The sequence below is a fragment of the Marivita lacus genome (genome assembly GCF_014637725.1).
GTDB lineage: Bacteria > Pseudomonadota > Alphaproteobacteria > Rhodobacterales > Rhodobacteraceae > Marivita > Marivita lacus.
In genome coordinates this window covers 226,249-248,499 of the sequence record NZ_BMFC01000003.1, presented here as the reverse complement: position 1 = coordinate 248,499, position 22,251 = coordinate 226,249, and the positions used below count along the sequence as shown (strand labels likewise).

Here is a 22,251-nt window from a genome sequence, read left to right as displayed (position 1 = left end):
TATTGAGCCTAGCGCCGATCTGACAAAGACAACCCACTGGCGATGTCGGGCCCTTGCCCCTATATCTGGCCCATGACCCTGCACATCCCCTTCGACAACAGCTACGCCGCCTTGCCCGACTCGTTCTACGCGCGGGTCAGACCGGAACCGGTGACGGCGCCTTCGCTCATCGCGATCAACGAAACGCTGGCCCGCGATCTGGGCATCGACGGGCTGGACGATCCGAACCTTGCCGCGATCTTTGCGGGCAACGCGATCCCCGAAGGTGCGTCGCCTCTGGCGCAGCTTTATGCGGGCCACCAGTTCGGCCAGTACAACCCGCAGCTTGGCGACGGGCGTGCGGTGCTGTTGGGTGAAACCGTTGGCCGCGACGGTATCCGCCGCGACATTCAGCTCAAGGGATCGGGGCGCACGCCGTTTTCCCGTATGGGCGACGGGCGCGCATGGCTCGGGCCGGTTCTGCGTGAATACGTGATCAGCGAGGCAATGCATGCGCTTGGCGTGCCGACCACCCGCGCGCTGGCCGCCGTACGGACCGGAGACCGGGTCGTACGGGAACAGCCCCTGCCCGGTGCGGTCCTGACCCGCGTGGCACGCAGCCACCTGCGCGTCGGCACGTTCCAGGTCTTTGCCGCGCGCGGAGAAGCGCAGGCGTTGCAAACGCTCTTCGACTACGCCGTGGCGCGGCACTATCCCGAGGCAACAGACCCCGCCACGTTCCTCAACGCGGTGATGCGCCGTCAGGCAGCGCTGGTGGCACATTGGCTCAGCCTCGGGTTCATCCACGGCGTGATGAACACCGACAATTGCAGCATCTCCGGCGAAACCATCGACTATGGCCCCTGCGCCTTCATGGACAGCTATCACCCCGAAACCGTCTATTCCTCGATCGACCGCTACGGGCGCTACAGCTATGCCGCGCAGGCCGACATCATCGTCTGGAACATGGCGCAGCTGGCCACAGCGCTGCTGTCCCTGATGCCCGACCCCGAAGCGGCGGTCGAGCCATTCACGGCGCAGGTGCATGCGATGCCCGACATGATCCGCGCCGAATGGCTGCGGCGGTTCGCGGCCAAGATCGGGATTGCCGACCCCAAGCCCGAGGATGCGGCACTGATCGGCGACCTGATGACCCTGATGCAGACCGCCAAGGCGGATTTCACCAACACCTTCCGCGGTCTGATCGACGGCACCGCCCGCGACCAGTTTGCCGATCCCACCGGGTTCGATCGGTGGAGCAATATCTGGCAAGACCGGATCAAGAGCGAAGAAGACCCGCAGGGCCTGATGAGCGCTGCAAATCCCGTGCTGATCCCGCGCAATCATCAGATCGAAGCGATGATTGCAGCCTCGGTCGCGGGCGATGACAGCCTGTTCGCCCGGCTGATGTCGGCCTATGCCGCCCCCTTTGACGCGAATCCGGATTTCGAAGACCTGCGGCTGCCTCCCGCCCCCGAAGAGGTGGTTCAGGCGACGTTCTGCGGCACCTGAGGCACACGCTTGCGGCGCCGATTGATCAGCACGACTCCAACCGCGACAAGGCACATCGCACCGAGGAACCCCGGCCCCACCGGCTCGTCCAGCAGCAGCCACCCCATGCCGACCGCCAGCACCGGTGACAGGAAACTGAACGCGGCGATATCCGACGCCGGGTAGATCGTCATGAGGTACAACCAGAACAGGTACCCGAGGCTACCGACAAAAACGACCTGAAAGGCCAGCCCGGCAAAGTGAACAGCGCCGGGATCGCGCAGCAGGTCACCGAACAGCGGTGCCAAAGCCAACAGCCCAACGGCAGACACCGATAATTGCCAGAACAGCTGGCTTTCCGCACTCAGTTCCGACACCCGCGTCAACCGCACGGTCAGGGCGATCCCGGCCCAGGCAAATGCCGCCAAGAGCGCCAGCACATCGCCCAGCAGGCGTCCCGCCTCGCGCGATTGCGGATCGAACAATGCCCAGATCACCCCCGTCATCGCCAGTGCAAGCCCCAGCAGACGCCGCCAGGACAGTGTCTCTCCGGGCAGGACGAAATGCGCGATCAATGCCAGCCAGACCGGCATCGAGTAGAACAGGATCGACACCCGCGACACCGTCGTCAGGTCCAAAGCGATGAAGAGAAAGATGAACTCGATGGTGAACAATCCGCCCAGCAGCAGCCCCGGCCAGATTGTGCGGCGCAACCCGCCCAGCCGCCTGCGACGGAGCAACAGCCAGATCGCCAGCACCAGAAGCGCCAGACCTGACCGCAACCCGGCGGCAAAGACCGGGCCGAACCCACCATTTGTCACTTTTATGACCACCTGGTTGAACGCCAGCACCGTGGCAAACACCACGAGCCCTGCGGCTCCGGCCAGATTGATTGCGTCCTTGCGTTCCATCCGGGTCAGGGACACCCAAGCGCCCGCAGGGTCAAGTGAAAAAACCGGGCCTGATCGGCCGACAAATCCACGCGCCGCAAAGGTTTTTCTGCATCCCGCCCGCGAATCGGGCATCTTGTGGTCAACACCGTAAACCTGACCACCGGAGTATGTATTATGAGTCTCATGGGAACACTGGCCAAGGTGGCCATCGGATATGCCGCCGCGCGCGGCGTCGACCATCTTGCCGGGGGCAAGGGCCTTGGCGGTCTGATGGGCGGCGCGCAGGTGTCAGGCGACAATCCAATGGCGCAAATCCAGGCCCAGATGGGCCAGATGATGGGCGGTGCCGGTGGCGCGAACCCGCTGGCCGGGATCATGGACAAGCTGCAATCGGGCGGGCTCGACCTGTCGTCGATGATGGGTGGCGGCGCCACCGGTCAGGATGCAGGGGCCAAAGGCGGTCTCATGTCGGCGCTGGGTGGTGGTGGCGGGGCCGGTCTTGCCGGTCTGCTGGCAGCAGCAGGCGGCGTGGCCGCGATGGGCGGCAAGAACATGGGCGGGATGCTGGACCAGTTCGCCAAGTCCGGCGCGACAGCCCCCGAGGCCGAGGAAACCGCCGCGCTGATGCTGCGTGCGATGATCCAGGCCGCCAAGTGCGACGGCGGCATCGACGAGGCCGAACGCGCCAAGATCCTGTCTACGGTAGGCGAAGATGCCGATGCCGAAGACATCGCCTTCGTGCAGGAACACCTTGCCGCGCCAGTGGATGTGGATGCGCTGGCCGCCGACACGCCTGCAGCGCTGCGCACGCAGGTCTATTCGGCATCGCTCATGTCGATCCGTCTCGATACCCAACCCGAGGCGGAATATCTCGACGCGCTGGCCCGCGCGATGGACCTCGACCAACCTACCGTGAATGCGCTGCATATGCAGATGGGTGTTCAGCCGCTGTACAGCTGATCTGACGCGCATTCATGAAAGGCATTCTACTGGCCGTACTCGGTGTCCTGATCCTGACACCGGATGCACTTTTGATCCGTCTGTCAGGGCTCGACGCCGCGCCGCTGGTGGCGTGGCGTGGACTGGCGATGGGCAGCCTGTTCCTGTTGGCAGCGCTGCTCACCGGGCAGATACGTCTCTTCCCGCGCCTCTTCTCGGGCGTCGGAGCGGCGCTGGTTCTGGCGCAATGGGCGAACGCCTCGCTCTTTGCGCCAGCGATCTCGCTGGCACCGGTGGCACTTGTGCTGATCGCTGTGGCCACGGTGCCGATCTGGGCGGCAATCCTGTCCCGCGTTCTCTATGGCCAGCCGACCCGGCCTGCCACATGGGTCACCATCGCGGTGGTCAGCGCCGGGATCGCGCTGGCCATGTCCGGCAAAAGCGATGTCGCCTTCACCGCAACCGCGCTGATCGGCGTGGTCTGCGGACTGGGCGTGGCGCTCAGCCTCGCGATCAGCTTCACGCTGCTGCGCCACAACCCCGAGATGCCGCTGCTGCCCGCCGTCGGCACCGGGTCAGGGCTGGCCGGGATCACCGCCCTTGCCCTGACCACGCCGCAGGAGATGGCCTCTGGCACCACATGGGCCATCGCGACCGCCAGCTTTGTCGTGCTGCCGCTGTCCTTTTACCTGATGTCCGAAGCCTCGCGCCTCACCGCGTCGGTGAATGTCAGCCTCGTGCTGCTGCTGGAGACCGTGCTGGGGCCCCTTTGGGTCTGGCTGGTGATCCGCGAAGTGCCGACGCCCCCCATGCTGATCGGCGGCACCATCGTGGTGATCGCGCTGGCCGTCTACCTGTGGCATCTGCGACGGCGCGCGCGGGTGAATATTTGACCCGCCACTGCTGGCATTGACCCGCACACTTGGCTACATCTTTCGCCACCAAGACAAGAGGCCCGGCGATGTCTGAGACCATCCTTTCCCGCTGCGAAGCGCAGGGCCTGCGCCTGACGGAACAACGGCGCACCATCGCGCAGGTTCTGGAAGATGCGACCGACCACCCGGATGTCGAAGAACTTTATGCCCGCGCCTCGGGGCGTGATCCGAACATCTCGATCGCCACGGTCTACCGAACGGTCAAACTGTTCGAAGAGGCGGGCATCCTCGAAAAGGTCGATTTCGGCGATGGCCGCGCCCGCTATGAGGACGCCGAGCGTGACCATCACGACCACCTGATCGACCTGCATACCGGGAAGGTGATCGAATTCGTCGATCCCGAGATCGAGGCGCTACAGGAACGGATCGCCGCCAAGCTGGGCTACACGCTCAAGGGTCACAAGCTTGAACTCTACGGTGTACCAATCAAGAAGTGACCCCAGCGCACGCACGCGGTGTCGACGGGTCTGGTCACTGTCCCAAAAGCGGCGTAGCTGATCCCCATGCAAATCGTGCGCGCCATCCTGTTGATGATCCTTGCAATGGCGCTTCTGGCGCTCAGCGATGTGTTCATCAAGCTGTCCTCGCAGGTCCTGTCGCCCGGTCACGTGATGTTCTTTCTCAGCTCGGGCGGCACGCTCTGCTTTGTGTTGATCGCCAGATGGCAGGGGGCAAAGCTGCTCAGTCGCGATGCGCTGCACCCCTGGGTTCTGGCGCGCTCCGGGCTCGAGATCGTCGGTGGGCTTGGGCTGGTTCTGTCCATCGGCCAGATCCCCCTGTCGCTCTTTGCCGCGATCATGCAGATGGCCCCGCTGGTGGTGACACTGGGTGCTGCACTCCTGCTCAAGGAACCGGTCGGGCTGCGCCGCTGGCTGGCGATCTTTGCGGGAATCGTCGGCATGTTGCTGGTGATCCGTCCCGGTGCCGAAGGGTTCGAGCCCGCCGCACTTTTTGCCGTGATGGGGGTCTGCGGGCTGGGCCTGCGCGACCTGATCACCCGGCTGTCGCCTGCGCATATCCCGTCCATCTCGCTCGCGACATGGGGCTTTTCGGCCACCATCCCCATCGGATTGGTGCTTACCCTGTTCTTTGATGCGCCGCCCCCGGTGACGGTGACCACGGTGTGGCATCTGGCTGCGGGAACCTTGGTGACTGCACTTGGATATTACGCGGTCACGCAGGCCATGCGGATGGCCCCCGCCGCCATCGTGTCACCGTTCCGCTATACGCGGCTTGTGTTTACCATGAGCCTCGGCATCCTGATCTTCGGCGAACGCCCGGACGGGCTGACCCTGCTGGGTGCGGCGATCATCCTGACGGCGGGGCTCTATGCGCTCTACCGCGAACGCAAACTGGCGCTCGAACAGGACAGGTTCCGCGAAAAACCCGCCCGTTAGCGCTAGCAGACGCAGAGTTTACTTTACGTCTGTCCCTGCTATACCGCCGCGTGAATGCAGCTGCTTCGGGACCAAGCGCAATGAGCACCATCATCGACATCCACGCCCGCGAAATCCTAGACAGCCGGGGCAACCCGACGGTCGAAGTTGACGTCACCCTCGAAGACGGCACGATCGGCCGCGCCGCCGTGCCCTCGGGTGCCTCGACCGGTGCCTACGAGGCCGTCGAAAAGCGCGATGGCGACAAGAGCCGCTACATGGGCAAGGGCGTGCTCGAAGCGGTTGCCGCCGTGAATGGCGAGATTTCAGACGAGATCGTCGGACTGGACGCCACCGAACAGGTCGGCATCGACATGGCGATGATCGAACTCGACGGCACCGACAACAAGGCGCGTCTGGGGGCCAACGCGATCCTCGGCGTGAGCCTTGCCGTTGCCAAGGCCGCCGCCGATTACACCGGTCAGCCGCTGTTCCGCTATGTCGGCGGCACCTCGGCCCGGTTGCTGCCGGTGCCGATGATGAACATCATCAATGGCGGCGAACATGCCGACAACCCGATCGACATCCAGGAATTCATGATCATGCCGGTGGCCGCCGAGAACATCCGCGACGCCGTGCGCATGGGCTCCGAAGTGTTCCACACGCTAAAGAAAGAACTGTCGGCGGCGGGCATGTCCACAGGTTTGGGCGACGAAGGCGGCTTTGCACCGGAACTGGGATCGACCCGCGAGGCGCTTGATTTCATCCTGAAATCCATCGAAAAAGCGGGCTACCGGCCGGGCCAGGACATGATGCTGGCCCTCGATTGCGCCGCGACCGAATATTACCGGGACGGCAAATACGAGATGAAGGGCGAAGGCAAATCCCTGACCTCGGACGAAAACGTCGCCTATTTGCAGGCGCTGGTCACCGACTATCCGATCATCTCGATCGAGGACGGCATGTCCGAAGACGATTGGGACGGCTGGGCGATGCTGACCGAAGTGCTGGGCGAAAAGGTCCAACTGGTGGGCGACGATTTGTTCGTCACCAACCCCGCCCGTCTGGCCGACGGCATCGCGCGCGGCTGCGCCAATTCGATGCTGGTCAAGGTCAACCAGATCGGTACGCTGACCGAAACGCTCAAGGCGGTCGATATGGCTCACCGTGCGCGCTACACCAACGTGATGTCGCACCGGTCGGGCGAAACCGAGGACGCGACCATCGCGGATCTGGCTGTCGCCACCAACTGTGGTCAGATCAAGACCGGATCGCTGGCGCGGTCCGACCGGCTTGCCAAGTACAACCAGCTGATCCGCATCGAGGAGATGCTGGCCGAAACCGCCGAATACGCGGGACGGTCGATCCTTCGGGGATAGGATTTCGAATTTTCCTTTGGAAAACGCGACAGGCCGGGCGCTGCGCGCCCGGTTTTTTTCGAGTATTTTCAACAAGAAGAAGATCAGGCCGAGACTTAGCTCCCGGCGTTCGGATCCTTGTAGATGCCCTGCTCTTTCAGCGCATCGACCACCTCGGCCGGCATGTATTCCTCGTCATGCTTGGCGAGGATCTCGGACGCCTCGAACACGCCATCGACAAAGCGACCCGTTCCGACCATGCCTTCGTTTTCCGAGAAGAGGTCAGGCAGCACGCCAGCATAGGTCACCGGCACGGTGGCACCGCCATCGGTCACGCGGAACGACACGGTCGATCCCTGCCCGCGCACGATGGAGCCTTCCTCGACCAGCCCACCGATGCGGAAGGTTTCATTGGGCGATGGTGGCTCTGCGACAACCTGGCTGGGCGAGCGGAAGAAGTTGATGCCGTCGCGCATCCCGTATCCGATCAGGGCGGTGGACAGGATCAAGGCAACGGTGGCCAGAGCGATCACCTGAATGCGGCGTTGTTTCTTGAGCGATTTCAGGGCCACGGCGTCCTCCCGGGTGGATTTCGGTTAATATAGACACGAAATGCGCCCGCGCAAACTGCGACATATCACTTTGCCGCAGTTTGCAATTCACTTTATCTCAACAGGAGCGTTCACGGAAAGCACGGCGCCAGCATCAGCCCGGCGGTTTCCTGCAGACCAAGCATCAGGTTCGCGTTCTGGATCGCCTGCCCCGAGGACCCCTTTGTCAGGTTGTCCAGCGCCGCAACCACGATGGCCCGGCCCCCGATGCGGTCCCCGGTCACACCGATATGGCAGAAATTCGATCCGCGCACATGATGGGTCGACGGGGTTTCGCCGAAGGGCAGCACCTCGATGAAGGGCTCATCCGCATAGGCCTTGGTCAAAGATCCGTAGACCGCCTGCGCATCGCCACTGACATAGCAGGTGGCAAGGATACCCCGATTGGCCGGGATCAGGTGCGGCGTGAACTGCACACGCACGTCCTCACCCGCCAAGGCGCTGAATTCCTGATCGAATTCCCCAAGGTGGCGATGGGTGCCGCCCACCGAATAGGCGCTGTATCCCTCGGAAAGCTCGGCATGCAGCAGGTTTTCCTTGAGCGACCGGCCCGCGCCCGACACGGCGCATTTCAGATCGAGGATGATGTCCTTCAGTCCGATCACCCGGTCCGTGATCAGCGGACGAAGGATATACTGCCCGGTCGCCGCGTTGCAGCCGGTGCCCGCGACCAACCGCGCGTCGCGGATGGCGTCACGGTAGAATTCCGTAAGGCCGTAAACCGCCTCTGCCTGCATCTCGATCGCCGCATGCGGATTGCCGTACCACTTCTGGTACTCCGCCGGATCGCGCAGCCGGAAATCCGCCGACAGGTCGACGATCTTGAGACCTGCAGGCAGCCTGGAGATCACCTCCTGGCTGGTCTTGTGCGGCAGGGCGCAAAAGCACAGGTCGATGCCCGAGAAATCGATCTCTTCCCATGTCACAAGCTGTGGCAGGTCGAGATGGCGCAGGAACGGAAACACCTGCGCGATGGTCTGTCCCGCCTTGGAATTCGCGGCCAGCGCGGCGATCTCCATGTCGGGATGGGTGGCGATGAGGCGCAGCAGTTCGGCTCCGGTATAGCCGCTGGCGCCGATGATGGCGATCTTGCAGGTCATTGGGTCACTCCCCGTGACGGATGGAAGGGGCTGAAGGGTGGCGTGGCTCAGGCCGCGTCGAACTGGATGCGTCGTCGCAGGAAATGCGTCGCGTGATCCGATACGCGCTTGGGATCACCGGTGGTCAGGAACATCGACGCGTCCCCCGTGCCGATCATGTCGGGATGACGACCGAGGTAATCAGCCAGCGACTCGGCCACAAGGTTGGCCTGGCTGTAGACGGCAACCTCGGGCCCCAGCGCATCCTGAAAGACCTCCTGCATCAGCGGGTAGTGCGTGCACCCCAGGATGGCCGCCTGAGGGGTTGGCATCTTGCGCTTGAGCGCATCGACATGGGACCGCACCAGCGCTTCGGCGAGGATCATGTCGCCCTCTTCGATGGCATCCACCAACCCGCCGCAGGCCTGCGCCTCGACATCCACGCCGATGGCACGGAACGACAATTCCCGCTGGAACGCGCGGCTGCGCACCGTGGCCGGGGTGGCGAACAACGCGACGTGCTGCACCGCGACTTCGCGCGGCGGGGAATTGTCACCCCATTGCCGTTCGGTCAGTGCCTCGATCAAAGGCACGAACACGCCCAGCACGCGCTTGTCGCGCGGCACCCAGCTTTCCTGCATGCGCCGCAGGGCCGCCGCGGACGCGGTGTTGCACGCAAGGATCACGAGGTCGCAGCCCGCGTCCCAGAGCCGTTCCGTCGCCGCACAGGTCAGGGTGTACACATCATCGGCATCGCGCACGCCGTAGGGCGCGTGCTTGTTGTCGCCCAAATAGACGAACGGCACATCGGGCAGCCGCTTGGACACTGCATCCAGCACCGTCAGCCCACCCAGGCCGCTGTCAAATACGCCTACCGCCATGTCGCCCTCGCGCCTTCGGCAAGGGCCTGCGATCAGCTGCGCACCCGGTGCCGTTCTTCAAATTCAAAGCCGTAATCGTAAGATGCGAACGGCGTTGGAGACAGCTCATACGTGGCTTTGCGGAGAAAATCCATCAGCTCTCGCGCGTCTTTTTTGCGGCTTGCGATCTCATGCGCGGGGATCGGCTCTCCGATGGCGATGCGAACGGGTGTGTCGACCCGTTTGCGGAATTCCTTGATCAAGAGACCCATGCGCAGCGTGTAATGCAGATGGCTCGCCATCTGGAACAGGCGGCTGGTGTGGCCGTCGAAATAGATCGGCACCACGGTCGCGTCGGATTTGCCGATCATGCGGGCTGTGAACCCGCGCCAGCCCGGATCCATCGGCTTGGCAAAGGGGGTGACGGCCGTGGACACCGTGCCACCGGGGAACACGCCAACGCATCCGCCCTGCCCGAGGTAGTCGAGCGCGATTTTGCGAGTCTGGATGTTCTGGGCAATCGCGTCCTTGGTTTCATCGAAATTTACCGGCAGCACGATCTTGTCCAGCTCTTCGGCCTTGCGGAACACCTTGTGCGCCAGGATGCGGAAATCGCCCCGCGTGACCGACAGGATGTGACCCAGGATCAACCCGTCAAGGATGCCATAGGGGTGATTGGCAATCACGATCAGCGGCCCGGTGCGCGGGATGTTGTCCAGCGACCCTCCCACCACATCGAGGCTGAGACCATAACGGTCGATCATCACCTGCCAGAAATCACGGCCCTGGGCGACCTCGTCCTGATATCCCGCGGCGCGTTTGATCAGGCTGAGGCGACCCGTGGCGTTTTCCATCAGGCGGATCATGGCGCGACCGGGCTTGGACCGGGCGGAATAGGCGTAGGATATGTCGCGGGCGGCGGATGACGTCACCGAGGATACTCCGGAAAATAGAGGCAAGCGCCGTTCGGGCGTAGCATGTTCTATCCGAAAAGATGTAACGGTTTGTTAACACCCGCATGACGCGTCCGTCATGCAACCCTCATTCCGCCGCCGCTTTCATCCCCGCACCCCCGGCCCGCAACGCCGCCAGCATTTCCTCGCGGCGCTTTTCGGCGCGCGCCGCGTTGGCCTGCTTGACCGGACCGAAGCCCTTGATCTCAAGCGGCAATTCGGCAAGTGCCGCCAGCGCATCGCGTGTCTCGGGCGATGCCTTGGGCAGCCATTCGGCCATGTCCGCCTCGTATTGCCGGATCAGCGCGCGCTCCATGCGGCGTTCCTCGGTGCGACCAAAGGGATCGAAGGGCGTGCCGCGCAGCATCTTGAGCTTTGCCAGCAGGCCGAAGCCCTTGAGCATCCCCTCGCCAAAGCGCTTTTTCACCGGCCTCCCGTCTGGCCCGGTCTTGGTCAGCATGGGCGGTGCGAGGTGGAACGACATCTTGAAATCCCCGCCGAACTGCTCCTGCGCCTTGGCGCGGGTTTCCAGATGCAGGCGTGCGACCTCGTATTCGTCCTTGTATGCCAAAAGCTTGTGATAGCCTTTTGCCACCGCTTCCTTCAGGCGCGGGTCTGACACCTGATCCACCATTTTGGCGTAGCGTTTGGCGTAGCGCTTGCCCTGATATTTTACCAAATGGTCAAATCTGTAGGCGATCTTGTCATCCAGCGTCTTGGGCAAGGCGACAATTTTGGGCTCCGCCACGCGCGCCGCATCTTCGGGATGCAGCACCGCCCAACGTCCGACCTCGAACGCACGGATGTTCTTTTCCGCCGCAGCGCCGTTCAGTTCGATGGCCTGCATGATGGCATCCCGTGTCAGGGGCACCAATCCCCGCTGCCAAGCGGCACCGAGAATCATCATGTTGGAAAAGATCGAATCCCCCAGAGTGGCCTTGGCGAGTTCGGATGCGTCGAACAGGTCGAGCCGTTCACGCAACCGCGCCTCAAGCGAGACTTTGAGCCGGTCGGTCGGCAGGGTGAATTCGGTGTTGCGTGTAAATTCCCCCGTGATGATTTCGTGGCTGTTCACCACCGCCCCGCTGCGCCCCGTGCGCATCAGGCCCAATGTCTTTGCACCGGCGCTGACCACCAGATCACCACCGATCAGCGCGTCCGCCTCACCCGTCGCCACGCGAATGGCGCTGATGTCTTCGGGCGCATTGGCCAGCCGCAGATGGATATGCACCGCGCCGCCTTTTTGGGCGAGACCGGCCATTTCCATCATGCCCGCGCCCTTGCCGTCGATCTGTGCCGCCTGCGCCAGAACCGCACCGATGGTCACGACGCCGGTTCCGCCGACGCCCGTGACGACCATATTCCACGTGCCGTTAATGGCGGGTAAATCGGGATCGGGCATGTCCGGCAGGGTCACATCCGCTGTCGCGGCCTTTTTGACCTGCGCGCCTTCGAGCGTGACGAAAGACGGGCAAAACCCCTTGAGACAAGAGAAATCCTTGTTGCAGGACGACTGGTCGATCGCCCGCTTGCGGCCCAGTTCAGTTTCCTTTGGCACGATGGACACGCAGTTGGACTGCACACCGCAATCGCCGCAGCCTTCGCAGACATCTGTGTTGATGAACACGCGCTGGTCAGGATCGGGAAACTGACCACGCTTGCGGCGGCGGCGTTTTTCGGCAGCGCAGGTCTGGATATAGACGATGGCACTGACGCCCGTTGTCTTTGCAAACTTCTCCTGAACGGTTTGCAAATCCGCGCGCTCTGCCAGTTCAATGTCTTGCGGGAAGGACTTGAGGTCCACATCCTCTTTCTCGTCGTAGACGACGGCCAAGTGTTTGACCCCCATCGCGCGCAGTTCCGCCGCGATCCGCTGCGGCGTGAGCCCGCCTTCGTTCTTCTGCCCGCCGGTCATGGCAACGGCGTCGTTATACAGGATCTTGTAGGTGATCGTCGTGCCCGACGCGATCGCCGCGCGAATGGCCAGCATTCCGGAATGGTTGTAGGTTCCATCGCCAAGGTTCTGAAAAACATGGGGAGTTTTGGAAAAGAGCGATTCCCCGATCCAGTTCGCACCTTCAGCGCCCATATGGGTGAAACCCAATGTCTCGCGGTCCATCCACTGCACCATGTAGTGACAGCCGATCCCGGCATAGGCGCGGCTGCCCTCAGGCACCTTGGTGGATGAATTGTGCGGACAACCGGAACAGAAATACGGCAGGCGCGCTGCGATCTCTTCGGCGTTGTCGGCTTTGCGTGCGTCATCAAGGCTTTGCATGCCAGCCTTGATGCGATCCGTGTCGCGGCCTTCGTCGATCAGGATCTGACCCAGTTTTTCCGCGATCAGGATCGGGTCGAGCGCGCCGCGCGTCGGGAACAGCTCCGGCCCGTGCATTGACCCGGCCCCGCCGCCCTTGTGCCAGCCCCAGACGCGCCGTCCGTGCCGGTCGTCAAAGATGGCCTCCTTGATCTGCACCTCGATCAGCTTGCGCTTTTCCTCGACCACGACAATCAGGTCGAGCCCCTCGGCCCAGTCGTGAAACCCTTTCATGTCAAGCGGCCATGTCTGACCGACCTTGTAGGTGGTCACGCCAAGCCGTTCTGCCTCGGCCTCGTCGATGCCCAGAAGCGACAGCGCATGCACGAGGTCCAGCCAGTTCTTGCCCGCCGCGACAAAGCCGATCCGGGCGCCGGGTTTGCCCCAGACGCGCTTGTCCATCTTGTTGGCGTGGGAGAACGCCTCGGCAGCAAAGCGTTTGTGGTCGATCATCCGCGCTTCCTGCGCGTGGGGCGTGTCCGCCAGCCGGATGTTCAGCCCACCGTCAGGCATGTCGAATTGTGGGATCACGAAAGACAAGCGGTCAGGGCGGCCATCGACAACCGCTGTGGCCTCGACCGTGTCCTTCATCGTCTTGAGGCCAACCCAGAGGCCGGAAAACCGGGACAGGGCAAAGCCGTAAAGGCCGTAATCGAGGATTTCCTGCACGCCGGCAGGCGACACCACGGGCATGTAGGCGTCGATCATCGCCCACTCGGATTGGTGCAGAACGGTCGAGGATTCGCCGGTGTGGTCGTCGCCCATCGCCATGAGCACACCGCCCTTGGGTGACGTGCCCGCCATGTTGGCGTGTTTCATCGCGTCGCCGGAGCGGTCCACGCCCGGCCCCTTGCCGTACCACAGACCGAACACGCCATCATGCGTGCCCTCGCCGCGCAGTTCGGCCTGCTGCGACCCCCAAAGGGCGGTCACGGCCAGATCTTCGTTCAGACCTTCCTTGAAGGTGACGTCTGCCGCCGTGAGAAACCGCGCCGCCTTGTTCATCTGCAGGTCGACCGCGCCCAGCGGCGATCCGCGATAGCCTGTCACGTAGCCAGCGGTGTTCAGCCCGGCAGCCGTATCGCGCGCCTTCTGCATCAGCATCAGCCGCACCAGCGCCTGCGTGCCATTCAGCAACACCGGCGATTTGGACAGGTCAAAGCGGTCGTTCAGTGAGATTTCAGCTTTGGTCATTTGACGCCTCCCTGCGTGAAATGTGCCTTCATATTAGCACAAATTTAGGTCATCATTGCTGACCTTACCACAAATTTCTGTTGAATCTTAAGTGTTACGCGAAGTTGTCATTCATAAATGACATTGTGTCATGTAGACCGTCTTTAACGATTGAAAGTGTATGTCATGGATTGGGACAAGCTCAGAATATTTCACGCAGTGGCCGATGCGGGCAGCCTAACGCATGCCGGGGACACGCTGCACCTCTCACAATCGGCTGTGTCCCGACAGATCCGGGCACTCGAAGAATCACTGAACACAGTTCTGTTTCACCGTCACGCCCGCGGACTGATTCTCACCGAACAGGGCGAATTGCTGTTCGATGCGACCCGTTCGATGAACAAGCGGATTGATGCGGCGACCGCGCGCATCCGCGACAGCGAAGAAGAAGTGTTCGGCGAATTGCGCGTCACCACGACCATCGGCTTCGGGTCCTTGTGGCTCGCGCCGCGTCTTCCCAAGCTCTACGAGAAATATCCCGATCTGAACATCGACCTCATGCTCGAGGAACGCGTGCTCGACCTGCCGATGCGCGAAGCCGATGTCGCCGTACGCATGAAAGAACCCAGCCAGGCGGACCTGATCCGCAAGAAGCTGATGTCGATCCGCATGCGGCTTTACGCGTCGCCAGAATACCTGGCCCAGAACGGTATCCCGGAAACGCTTGAGGATATCTCGAACCATCGCCTGATCTGCCAGAATCCGCGCGCGGCACAAGTGAGCGCGGGGATGATGCTGGTGCAGGAACTGCTGACCCACAACGTGAAATCGACCCTGACGGTGAACAACTACTTCGGTGTGCTGCAAAGCGTGCTGTCGGGTCTCGGGATCGGCGTTCTGCCCGACTACATCATCGAGGATTTCCCGACCATCCGGCGGGTGCTGTCGAACGTGGAATCCGGCGAAGTGCCTGTTTTCCTTGCCTATCCCGAGGAACTGCGCCAATCGAAACGGATCGCGGCCTTCCGGGATTTCGTGCAGGAAGAGATCTTTACCCATCGTCAGACACGCAAGGCGTTAGAGGCCGGAGGCGACATGGATGTGTGACCCATGCGCCTCACGCATAGCGGGAATGACACTGGTGCTGGACGGTAACTCTTGCCATGCAACAGAGCGCTGACTTAATTAGCACATATGGGATGACACGCTGATTTGCGCATCATCTTCATACCTCCCTGTTGGACTTCGGCCGAGCTTATTGCTCGGCCTTTTTTTTGGCTGAACGCCAACTTGGGCCATCCGCCGCGCGGGATTTCAGGGTGCCGCGTTTACCACCCGAAGCGAGCCGGATCGGCACCGCCCCCCGTTCCGCATGGCATAACAGGCAAAAACCGGCTACACAGGACGGACTTCTGTGGTTTCACAAAACCTTGGAGGGTGGCTTGGCCCATGGTCAAGCGGGGGCTGTGCCCCTGACCTGCCGGATGGACACAGCCCGTCCGAAAACCCTGCGAGGTCTTTTCACCTTCCCCGCTTTCGCCTAAACCGCCGCCATCTGCGCAACCCACGGGGACATCCGGATGCAAGACCCAGTCATCACCGAAGATCTCATTTCCGCCCATGGCATCAATGCCGACGAATACGCAGAGATCCTGCGGATCATGAACCGCGAACCCACATTTACCGAGTTGGGCATCTTTTCGGCGATGTGGAACGAACATTGCTCCTACAAATCCTCCAAGAAATGGCTGCGCACCCTGCCCACAACCGGCCCACAGGTCATTTGCGGCCCCGGTGAAAACGCCGGTGTGGTCGATATCGGCGACGGTCAGGCGGTGGTCTTCAAGATGGAGAGCCACAACCACCCGTCTTATATCGAGCCTTACCAAGGGGCGGCGACCGGGGTTGGCGGCATCCTGCGCGACGTGTTCACAATGGGCGCGCGACCCATTGCGGCGATGAACGCGCTGTCCTTCGGTGAAAAGGACCACCCCAAGACGCGCCGCCTTGTGCACGGCGTGGTCGAAGGGATCGGTGGCTACGGCAACTGCTTTGGCGTGCCGACGGTGGGCGGCGAAGTGCGCTTTCACCGCGCCTATAATGGCAACTGCCTCGTGAACGCCTTTGCAGCGGGTCTCGCGGATGCCGACAAGATTTTCTATTCCACAGCCAGCGGCGTGGGTCGTCCGGTTGTGTACCTCGGGGCCAAGACCGGCCGCGACGGCGTCGGCGGGGCCACGATGGCGTCGGCCGAATTCGACGACACGATCGAGGAAAAGCGCCCCACCGTTCAGGTCGGTGACCCGTTCACCGAAAAGCGCCTGATGGAGGCGTGTCTGGAGCTGATGCAGACCGGTGCCGTGATCTCGATTCAGGACATGGGCGCGGCTGGCCTGACCTGCTCAGCTGTAGAGATGGGCGACAAGGGCAAACTTGGCATCCGGCTCGATCTTGAGAAGGTGCCGCAGCGCGAGGCGAACATGACCGCCTACGAGATGATGCTGTCAGAGTCCCAGGAACGGATGCTCATGGTGCTGGACCCCGCCAAGGAAACCGAGGCCCGCGCGGTGTTCGAGAAATGGGACCTCGACTTTGCCATCGTTGGCGAAACAATCGCAGAGGATCGTTTCCTGATCGTGCACAATGGCGATGTCAAAGCAGACCTGCCACTGTCGCGCCTGTCCTCCTCGGCCCCGGAATACGACCGGCCCTGGACCCCGTCCGAGGCGCCCGCGCCGCTGGACGATGTGCCTTCTGTCGATCCCATCGACGCGCTCAAGGCGCTGATCGGCAGCCCGAACTATTGCGCCCGCAACTGGGTGTTCGAACAATACGACAGCATGGTCATGGCCGACACGGTCGAAGGCCCCGGCTGGGGCGCGGGCGTGATCCGCGTGCATGGCACAGACAAGATGCTGGCCTTCACCTCGGACGTGACACCGCGCTACGTCAAGGCGAACCCGGTCGAGGGTGGCAAGCAGGCGGTGGCCGAGGCCTTCCGCAACCTCTGCGCCGTGGGGGCCAAGCCATTGGCGACCACCGACAATCTGAATTTCGGCAATCCCGAAAAGCCCGAAATCATGGGCCAGTTCGTTGGTGCGTTGCAGGGGATCGGTCGCGCCTGCGAAGCGCTGGACATGCCCATCGTGTCGGGCAACGTGTCGCTTTACAACGAAACCGACGGTCAGGCGATCCTGCCCACCCCCACCATCGGCGCGGTCGGACTGATCGCTGCAGGCGAAGAGCCGATCCTGGGCCGCGCCCGCGACGGGCATGTGGCGTTGATGATCGGAGACACTCATGGCCATCTGGGCCAGTCCGCACTTCTTTACGAGGTGTTCAACCGCGAGGACGGCGATGCCCCGTCGGTGGACCTGATCGCGGAACGCCGCAACGGCGACTTCATCCGCGCCAACCGTCAGCTGATCAAGGCCTGCACCGATCTCAGCGATGGTGGTCTGATGCTGGCCGCCTTCGAGATGGCCAGCGCGTCTGGCGTCGGAGTGATCCTTGACGAAACCGATCAGGCCAAGCTGTTCGGAGAAGATCAGGGCCGCTACCTTGTCGCGTGCAATTTCGATCAGGCCGAGGCGCTGATGATCGCGGCAGGACAGGCCGGTGTGCCCATCACATCGGTTGGCCGCTTTACCGGCGATACGGTCAAGATTGGCAGCGCGCAGGCACCTCTGGCCGAATTGGCGCAGGTCCACCACTCCGCCTTTGCGGGACATTTCGGCTAGGCCGATTGCCCTCGGGCACCCCGGTTCGGATCGGGGTGCCTAGATCATAGCCATCAAACGCGTCTTTTCCCCCGGATCATCGGGGCGGGAAATGGCTGCAGCCAGTTCTTCGAGCGACTGGATCGAATGCCCGGCACGAAAGCTGTCCACATGCGGCAGCATCGCGCGGATGCCCGCGGCCTTGGGCGCAAATCCGTCCCAGCGCAGCAGCGGATTGAGCCAGATCAGGCGGCGCGACGACAGATGCAGCCGCTCCATCTCTTTCTCAAGCGCGCCGGCCGCGTCGCGGTCCAGCCCGTCGGTGATCAAGAGCACCACCGCGCCCTGCCCCATCACGCGGCGCGACCAGTCGCGGTTGAACGCATGCAGGCATTGCCCGATCCGCGTGCCGCCTTCCCAATCCTGCGCCTCGGCCCCCGCGGCCTTGAGCGCTGCATCCACATCGCGGGTCGCAAGGTGGCGGGTGATATTCGTCAGGCGCGTGCCAAAGGTGAAGGCATGGACCTTGGCCCAGCCCGCGCCTTTCTCATTGGCGACAGCATGCAGGAAATGCAGCACCATGCGGGAATACTGGCTCATGGAACCGGAGATGTCGCAGAGTACCACCAGATTGGGCCAGCGCGGGCGCGGTGTCTTGCGGGCGATGCTGCGGATCTCGCCGCCATGGCGCATGGATTTCATCAGCGTGCGCCGGAAATCCGCCTGCTTGCCCAGCACAGACGCTTTGCCGCGCCGCGACGGGATCGGTTTGACCGGCAGGGTCAGTCGGGCCAGCATGCGCTTGGCCTCGGCCACCTCGGCGGTGCTCATCTGCTCGAAATCGAGGGTGCGCAGCTTTTCCTCGGTCGACATCGTGAGGGTCGACTTGATCTCGATCTCGGTGCCTTCCTCGGATTGTTCGTTCTCGGGCACGTTCGGCAGATTGTCGTCCAGCAGCGCTTGTGCGGCGCGTTTTTCACCGGACGCGGCTGATTTTTCCTCCTGCACGCCGCGGATCGCGGGCAGCATGAAGGACATCATGTGTTCGAGGTAGCGTGGATCGCGCCAGTAAAGACGGAACACCTGCGCAAAGATCACCCGGTGTTCGGGCCGGTTCACGAAACAGGCATGCAGCGTCCAGAAGAAATCCATCCGTTCGGTAAATCCCGCCGCCTCGACCGCGCGGATGGCGTCGATCACCCGCCCCGGCCCGATGGGCAGCCCGGCGCGGCGCAGGGCACGGGCGAAGTGGATGATGTTCTGCGCCAGACGTGGGTTTTCGGGCAATTCGAGAGGGACGTATTCGGCCATTACATTGCCGACCGGGGGCTCTGCCCCCGGACCCCCGGCATATTTGGGAAAAGAAGAAGCATCATGCAGGCTCGAGCGACGCCTTCGCCTCGTCCAGCAGGCGTTTGGCCTCGGAGCCTTGCAGTTTCTGGATGTCGTCCTGGTATTTCAGGATCGCGCCCAACGTGTCGGAAATCAGCTCGGGCGACAGATCGATCACGTCGAGCGCCAGAAGGCACTTCGCCCAGTCGATGGTTTCCGCCACGCCGGGTTTCTTGAAGATGTCCTCGGTGCGCAGGCGCTGCACGAAGGCGACGATCTCGCGGCTGAGCTTGGCCGATGCCTCGGGCGCGCGGGCGTGCAGGATCTCCAACTCGCGGTCGAAATCGGGGTAATCGACCCAATGATAGAGGCAGCGGCGCTTGAGCGCGTCATGCACTTCGCGCGTACGGTTCGAGGTCAGGATCACGATGGGCGGCTCGGGCGCGGTGATCGTGCCCATCTCGGGGATCGTCACCTGAAAGTCGGACAGCGCTTCGAGCAGGAACGCCTCGAACGGCTCGTCGGTGCGGTCCAGTTCGTCGATGAGCAGCACCGGCGCGCCGTTGGCATCGGGGCGCATCGCCTGAAGAAGCGGCCGTTCGACAAGGAAATCGGGGCCGAAGAGTTCGCGCTGCAACATTTCGCGGTCGGCAGTGCCCGACGCCTCGGCGGTGCGGATGGCGATCATCTGCGCCGGGAAATTCCATTCGTAAACCGCGCTGGAGGCATCAAGCCCTTCGTAGCATTGCAGCCGGATCAACCTGCGGCCCAATGATGCGGCCAGCGCCTTGGCGATCTCGGTCTTGCCGACACCCGCCTCGCCTTCGAGAAACAGCGGACGACCCAGCTTCAGCGACAGGAACACCACCGTGGCGAGCGCCCGTCCGCAGACATAGCCGGTGTCGGCCAGCATGGATTGAACGGCGTCGATACTTTGGGGTGTCTGCATGAGGTGCTCCTGTGTCAAGGGCCTTGCTGCCCTGTGCGCGCCCCCAAGGTCAATAGCGCCAAGGTCGCACGTGACGCGCCCGAATTGACGAGGCGCAGACGACCTGACAGAGTTAGCGCATTGATTTTCCTCAGTGCAGGCGCGTTTCCCGTGAGCATCACCGCCGTTCTGTGTGTCCGCAACGAGGCGGCGTTCCTGCTGGATTGGCTGGCCTGGCACCGCAGCGTCGGCATCAGCGCGTTCGTCGTGGTGTCGAACGAGTGCGAGGATGGCACCGATGTCATGCTCGACCGGTTGCAGGCGCTGGGAGGGCTGACGCATCTCCGAAACGCGGCGCCCTATGGCAAGGGCGGCATCCAGTTCAGCGGGCTGAAACTGGCGGGCAGGACCCAGGCGGTGAAACGCGCCGACTGGCTGGTGACGCTGGATATCGACGAGTTCGTCAATGTCCATGTCGGCGACCGCACCCTGCCCGCGCTGATCGCAGCGCTGCCCGAGGCAACGGCGATCACGCTGACCTGGCGCAATTTCGGCAATGCCGGTGTGATGGCCTACGAGGACAGCCCGTTGCCGCTGCAATTCACCCGCGCGGGGCCGCGCCCGCTGGCATGGCCGTGGCGCGCGGCGATGTTCAAGACGCTCTACCGCAACGATAAAATCTACCGGAACCTCGGCGTGCACCGCCCGCGCAACCCCAACGCCGACCGTCTTGCAGAGGCGCGCTGGTTCGATGGCGAGGGCCGCGCCCTGCCCGCCGAGATGGCGGCGGGGCGCATTTTCTCGGACTACCTTGTGCCGCAGCACGGGTTGGTGCAGCTCAATCACTATCCGCTGGGATCAGTCGACAGCTACGTCCTCAAGGCCGACCGGGGCCGCGCGGTGCATTCCGATGACAGGCTGGGGCTGGATTATTGGGTTGAGCGGAACCTCAACACCGACGAAGACCGTTCGGCGCTGCCGCTCTGGGACCGGGCGCAGGTGATCCGCGAGGCACTGGGCGCCGAACCCGAGCTGGCGCGGCTGCACGCCGATGCGGTCGCGTGGCGCAAGGCGCGGCTGACAAGGCTGCTGGAACAGGATATCTACCGGGATCTTTACGGGCGCCTGGCCATGACGCCGCCCTCGCACCCCCTGCCCGATCCGGTGGCGCAACGATTGGCGCAGCATGCCCGGTCGGCACCGCGCCCGGATTTGGAAAGTTCATAGACTCCTCTGCATTTTGGCTCAATTCTGCCTAAATCCCCGGGTAATCCTTTTGCCAACAACGACCTGTCAACGGGCGGGATACAATGAGGACTTGAGATCGATGCAGGACGGAACCGAGCCATACACGCTTTCCCTGAGCGACCTCAGCCCGACGCAGTGGCTTGAGGAAATGCGGGAGATCGGTGATGCCTGCGGGTTCTTCGAGCCTTTGGGCAAACACCACAATGCCGCCTTCATCGAAAAGGGCGACACGCTGCTGGTCAGCTTTGAATCCCTGCCCGCGATTCAGGCCCTGTCCGAAGAGGCCCGCCCCACCGGATTCGATCTGGCCCATGCGAACGGATGGTCCTGCCTGACCGTGATCAGCAATCGCGACACGTGGTTCCGCGATGGCGAGGTCTATGGCTTTTTCGACCAGATGACCGATGACGGGTTCTTTGACGATTTCGAACAGGTGATCTTTTTCGGAGCGGGTCCCTGTGGCTATGCCGCCTGTGCGTTTTCCCTTGCCGCGCCGGGTGCAACCGTGATCGCGCTGGAACCGCAGGCGACGCTTGATCCGCGTGTGACCGAATGGGACGACCGGTTCACCCATATGCGGCGCACCGATTTTACCGACCGCTACGGCTATGCGCCCGACATGCTCGAGGCGGCCAAGGCGGCCTATGTCCTATACGACCCCCGCGACCGGCTGGGCGCGATGCATGCGGCGCTGTTCGAACGGTCTGGCATCACCCGGTATCGCGCGGCACATCTTGGAGGCGGGATGCAGTTGCACCTGACCCAGATGAACGTGCTTGAACCGTTGGTGACCGCCGCGGCGTCGGGAGAGCTTGATACCGCCATGTTCGCGCGGCTTTACCGTGAACGCAGATCGCATGCGCTCTATTGCAAGAAACTTTTCGCCACGGTCGAAGCGATGGACCGGCCGCAACTGGCCGAGGCGGTCTGTGACTTCATCGTGCAGAAGTTCGGCGCACCGCGCTACCGGCGCAAGCTCAAGGCGCTGCGTCAGCAAACCGACGCCACGCCGGAAGACGTGACGACCGACTAGGCTCTGGTCTGGACGCAATCTGCGTGC

At 62.9% G+C, this 22,251-nt stretch carries 18 protein-coding genes; 10 read left to right on the top strand and 8 right to left on the bottom strand.

Features of this window, described 5'->3' with window-relative positions; all coding sequences use genetic code 11:
• The first annotated feature begins 72 nt into the window (after positions 1-72).
• The gene (locus tag IEV82_RS08785; RefSeq protein ID WP_188481638.1) at positions 73-1,491 is read left to right on the top strand and encodes a protein adenylyltransferase SelO; all 1,419 of its coding nucleotides are present in this window, start codon (positions 73-75) and stop codon (positions 1,489-1,491) included.
• Here IEV82_RS08785 and IEV82_RS08780 read toward each other — a convergent pair.
• On the bottom strand, positions 1,467-2,396 hold the full coding sequence (locus tag IEV82_RS08780; RefSeq protein ID WP_308420412.1) for a DMT family transporter: 930 nt from the start codon (positions 2,394-2,396) through the stop codon (positions 1,467-1,469). The two genes, IEV82_RS08785 and IEV82_RS08780, sit on opposite strands and share 25 nt — an antisense overlap.
• Before the next feature lie 141 nt (positions 2,397-2,537).
• On the opposite strand from IEV82_RS08780, the gene IEV82_RS08775 reads away from it, so the two are divergent.
• From IEV82_RS08775 to eno, 5 genes are all read left to right on the top strand, one after another.
• Complete coding sequence (locus tag IEV82_RS08775) at positions 2,538-3,323, top strand: DUF533 domain-containing protein (protein ID WP_188481637.1); 786 nt, start codon at positions 2,538-2,540, stop codon at positions 3,321-3,323.
• Between the two features lie 14 nt (positions 3,324-3,337).
• Positions 3,338-4,195 (top strand): DMT family transporter, encoded by an 858-nt coding sequence (locus IEV82_RS08770; RefSeq protein ID WP_188481636.1) that lies wholly within the window; start codon positions 3,338-3,340, stop codon positions 4,193-4,195.
• 68 nt (positions 4,196-4,263) lie between these two features.
• Positions 4,264-4,674, top strand: a complete 411-nt coding sequence (locus tag IEV82_RS08765; protein ID WP_188481635.1) for a Fur family transcriptional regulator — start codon at positions 4,264-4,266, stop codon at positions 4,672-4,674.
• Between the two features lie 66 nt (positions 4,675-4,740).
• Positions 4,741-5,634: a DMT family transporter gene (locus IEV82_RS08760; RefSeq protein ID WP_188481634.1), complete on the top strand. Its 894-nt coding sequence runs from the start codon at positions 4,741-4,743 to the stop codon at positions 5,632-5,634.
• An 80-nt stretch (positions 5,635-5,714) separates the two neighbouring features.
• Entirely contained in the window at positions 5,715-6,992 is a 1,278-nt protein-coding gene (gene eno / locus IEV82_RS08755; RefSeq protein ID WP_188481633.1) for a phosphopyruvate hydratase, read from the top strand.
• Between the two features lie 95 nt (positions 6,993-7,087).
• On the opposite strand, the gene ccmE is transcribed toward eno, so the two are convergent.
• From ccmE to IEV82_RS08730, 5 genes are all read right to left on the bottom strand, one after another.
• Entirely contained in the window at positions 7,088-7,537 is a 450-nt protein-coding gene (gene ccmE, locus IEV82_RS08750; protein WP_188481854.1) for a cytochrome c maturation protein CcmE, read from the bottom strand.
• A gap of 116 nt (positions 7,538-7,653) precedes the next feature.
• The gene (argC, locus tag IEV82_RS08745; protein ID WP_188481632.1) at positions 7,654-8,682 is read right to left on the bottom strand and encodes an N-acetyl-gamma-glutamyl-phosphate reductase; all 1,029 of its coding nucleotides are present in this window, start codon (positions 8,680-8,682) and stop codon (positions 7,654-7,656) included.
• A 47-nt stretch (positions 8,683-8,729) separates the two neighbouring features.
• Positions 8,730-9,542 carry a glutamate racemase gene (locus tag IEV82_RS08740; RefSeq protein ID WP_188481631.1) on the bottom strand — a complete coding sequence of 271 codons (813 nt, stop codon included), beginning with the start codon at positions 9,540-9,542 and terminating at the stop codon, positions 8,730-8,732.
• Between the two features lie 32 nt (positions 9,543-9,574).
• A complete protein-coding gene (locus IEV82_RS08735) occupies positions 9,575-10,453 on the bottom strand; it encodes a lysophospholipid acyltransferase family protein (protein ID WP_229747733.1) in 879 nt (292 codons plus the stop codon).
• Between the two features lie 109 nt (positions 10,454-10,562).
• Complete coding sequence (locus IEV82_RS08730) at positions 10,563-13,985, bottom strand: indolepyruvate ferredoxin oxidoreductase family protein (RefSeq protein ID WP_188481630.1); 3,423 nt, start codon at positions 13,983-13,985, stop codon at positions 10,563-10,565.
• A gap of 165 nt (positions 13,986-14,150) precedes the next feature.
• Here IEV82_RS08730 and IEV82_RS08725 point away from each other — a divergent pair, with 165 nt between their 5' ends.
• Both IEV82_RS08725 and purL read left to right on the top strand, forming a co-directional pair.
• Positions 14,151-15,071 (top strand): LysR family transcriptional regulator, encoded by a 921-nt coding sequence (locus IEV82_RS08725; RefSeq protein ID WP_188481629.1) that lies wholly within the window; start codon positions 14,151-14,153, stop codon positions 15,069-15,071.
• 473 nt (positions 15,072-15,544) lie between these two features.
• Positions 15,545-17,704 carry a phosphoribosylformylglycinamidine synthase subunit PurL gene (gene purL, locus IEV82_RS08720; protein WP_188481628.1) on the top strand — a complete coding sequence of 720 codons (2,160 nt, stop codon included), beginning with the start codon at positions 15,545-15,547 and terminating at the stop codon, positions 17,702-17,704.
• A gap of 39 nt (positions 17,705-17,743) precedes the next feature.
• Here the strand turns inward: purL and IEV82_RS08715 are convergent, their stop codons facing one another.
• Both IEV82_RS08715 and IEV82_RS08710 read right to left on the bottom strand, forming a co-directional pair.
• Positions 17,744-18,994: a vWA domain-containing protein gene (locus IEV82_RS08715; RefSeq protein ID WP_188481627.1), complete on the bottom strand. Its 1,251-nt coding sequence runs from the start codon at positions 18,992-18,994 to the stop codon at positions 17,744-17,746.
• A 61-nt stretch (positions 18,995-19,055) separates the two neighbouring features.
• Positions 19,056-19,964 carry an AAA family ATPase gene (locus IEV82_RS08710; protein ID WP_188481626.1) on the bottom strand — a complete coding sequence of 303 codons (909 nt, stop codon included), beginning with the start codon at positions 19,962-19,964 and terminating at the stop codon, positions 19,056-19,058.
• Positions 19,965-20,114: 150 nt separating this feature from the next.
• Between IEV82_RS08710 and IEV82_RS08705 the strand changes: the two genes are divergently transcribed.
• Positions 20,115-21,170, top strand: a complete 1,056-nt coding sequence (locus tag IEV82_RS08705; protein ID WP_188481625.1) for a glycosyltransferase family 2 protein — start codon at positions 20,115-20,117, stop codon at positions 21,168-21,170.
• 100 nt (positions 21,171-21,270) lie between these two features.
• On the top strand, positions 21,271-22,224 hold the full coding sequence (locus IEV82_RS08700) for a phosphoadenosine phosphosulfate reductase (protein ID WP_188481624.1): 954 nt from the start codon (positions 21,271-21,273) through the stop codon (positions 22,222-22,224).
• Positions 22,225-22,251: the final 27 nt, after the last annotated feature.

Coding starts and splice junctions, on each gene's coding strand:
- IEV82_RS08765 (WP_188481635.1), top strand. CDS start 4,264: ATGTCTGAGACCATCCTTTCCCGCTGCGAAGCGCAGGGCCTGCGCCTG.
- IEV82_RS08770 (WP_188481636.1), top strand. CDS start 3,338: ATGAAAGGCATTCTACTGGCCGTACTCGGTGTCCTGATCCTGACACCG.
- purL (WP_188481628.1), top strand. CDS start 15,545: ATGCAAGACCCAGTCATCACCGAAGATCTCATTTCCGCCCATGGCATC.
- argC (WP_188481632.1), bottom strand. CDS start 8,682: ATGACCTGCAAGATCGCCATCATCGGCGCCAGCGGCTATACCGGAGCC.
- IEV82_RS08760 (WP_188481634.1), top strand. CDS start 4,741: ATGCAAATCGTGCGCGCCATCCTGTTGATGATCCTTGCAATGGCGCTT.
- IEV82_RS08730 (WP_188481630.1), bottom strand. CDS start 13,985: ATGACCAAAGCTGAAATCTCACTGAACGACCGCTTTGACCTGTCCAAA.
- IEV82_RS08740 (WP_188481631.1), bottom strand. CDS start 9,542: ATGGCGGTAGGCGTATTTGACAGCGGCCTGGGTGGGCTGACGGTGCTG.
- IEV82_RS08785 (WP_188481638.1), top strand. CDS start 73: ATGACCCTGCACATCCCCTTCGACAACAGCTACGCCGCCTTGCCCGAC.
- IEV82_RS08715 (WP_188481627.1), bottom strand. CDS start 18,994: ATGGCCGAATACGTCCCTCTCGAATTGCCCGAAAACCCACGTCTGGCG.
- IEV82_RS08775 (WP_188481637.1), top strand. CDS start 2,538: ATGAGTCTCATGGGAACACTGGCCAAGGTGGCCATCGGATATGCCGCC.
- eno (WP_188481633.1), top strand. CDS start 5,715: ATGAGCACCATCATCGACATCCACGCCCGCGAAATCCTAGACAGCCGG.
- IEV82_RS08725 (WP_188481629.1), top strand. CDS start 14,151: ATGGATTGGGACAAGCTCAGAATATTTCACGCAGTGGCCGATGCGGGC.
- IEV82_RS08700 (WP_188481624.1), top strand. CDS start 21,271: ATGCAGGACGGAACCGAGCCATACACGCTTTCCCTGAGCGACCTCAGC.
- IEV82_RS08710 (WP_188481626.1), bottom strand. CDS start 19,964: ATGCAGACACCCCAAAGTATCGACGCCGTTCAATCCATGCTGGCCGAC.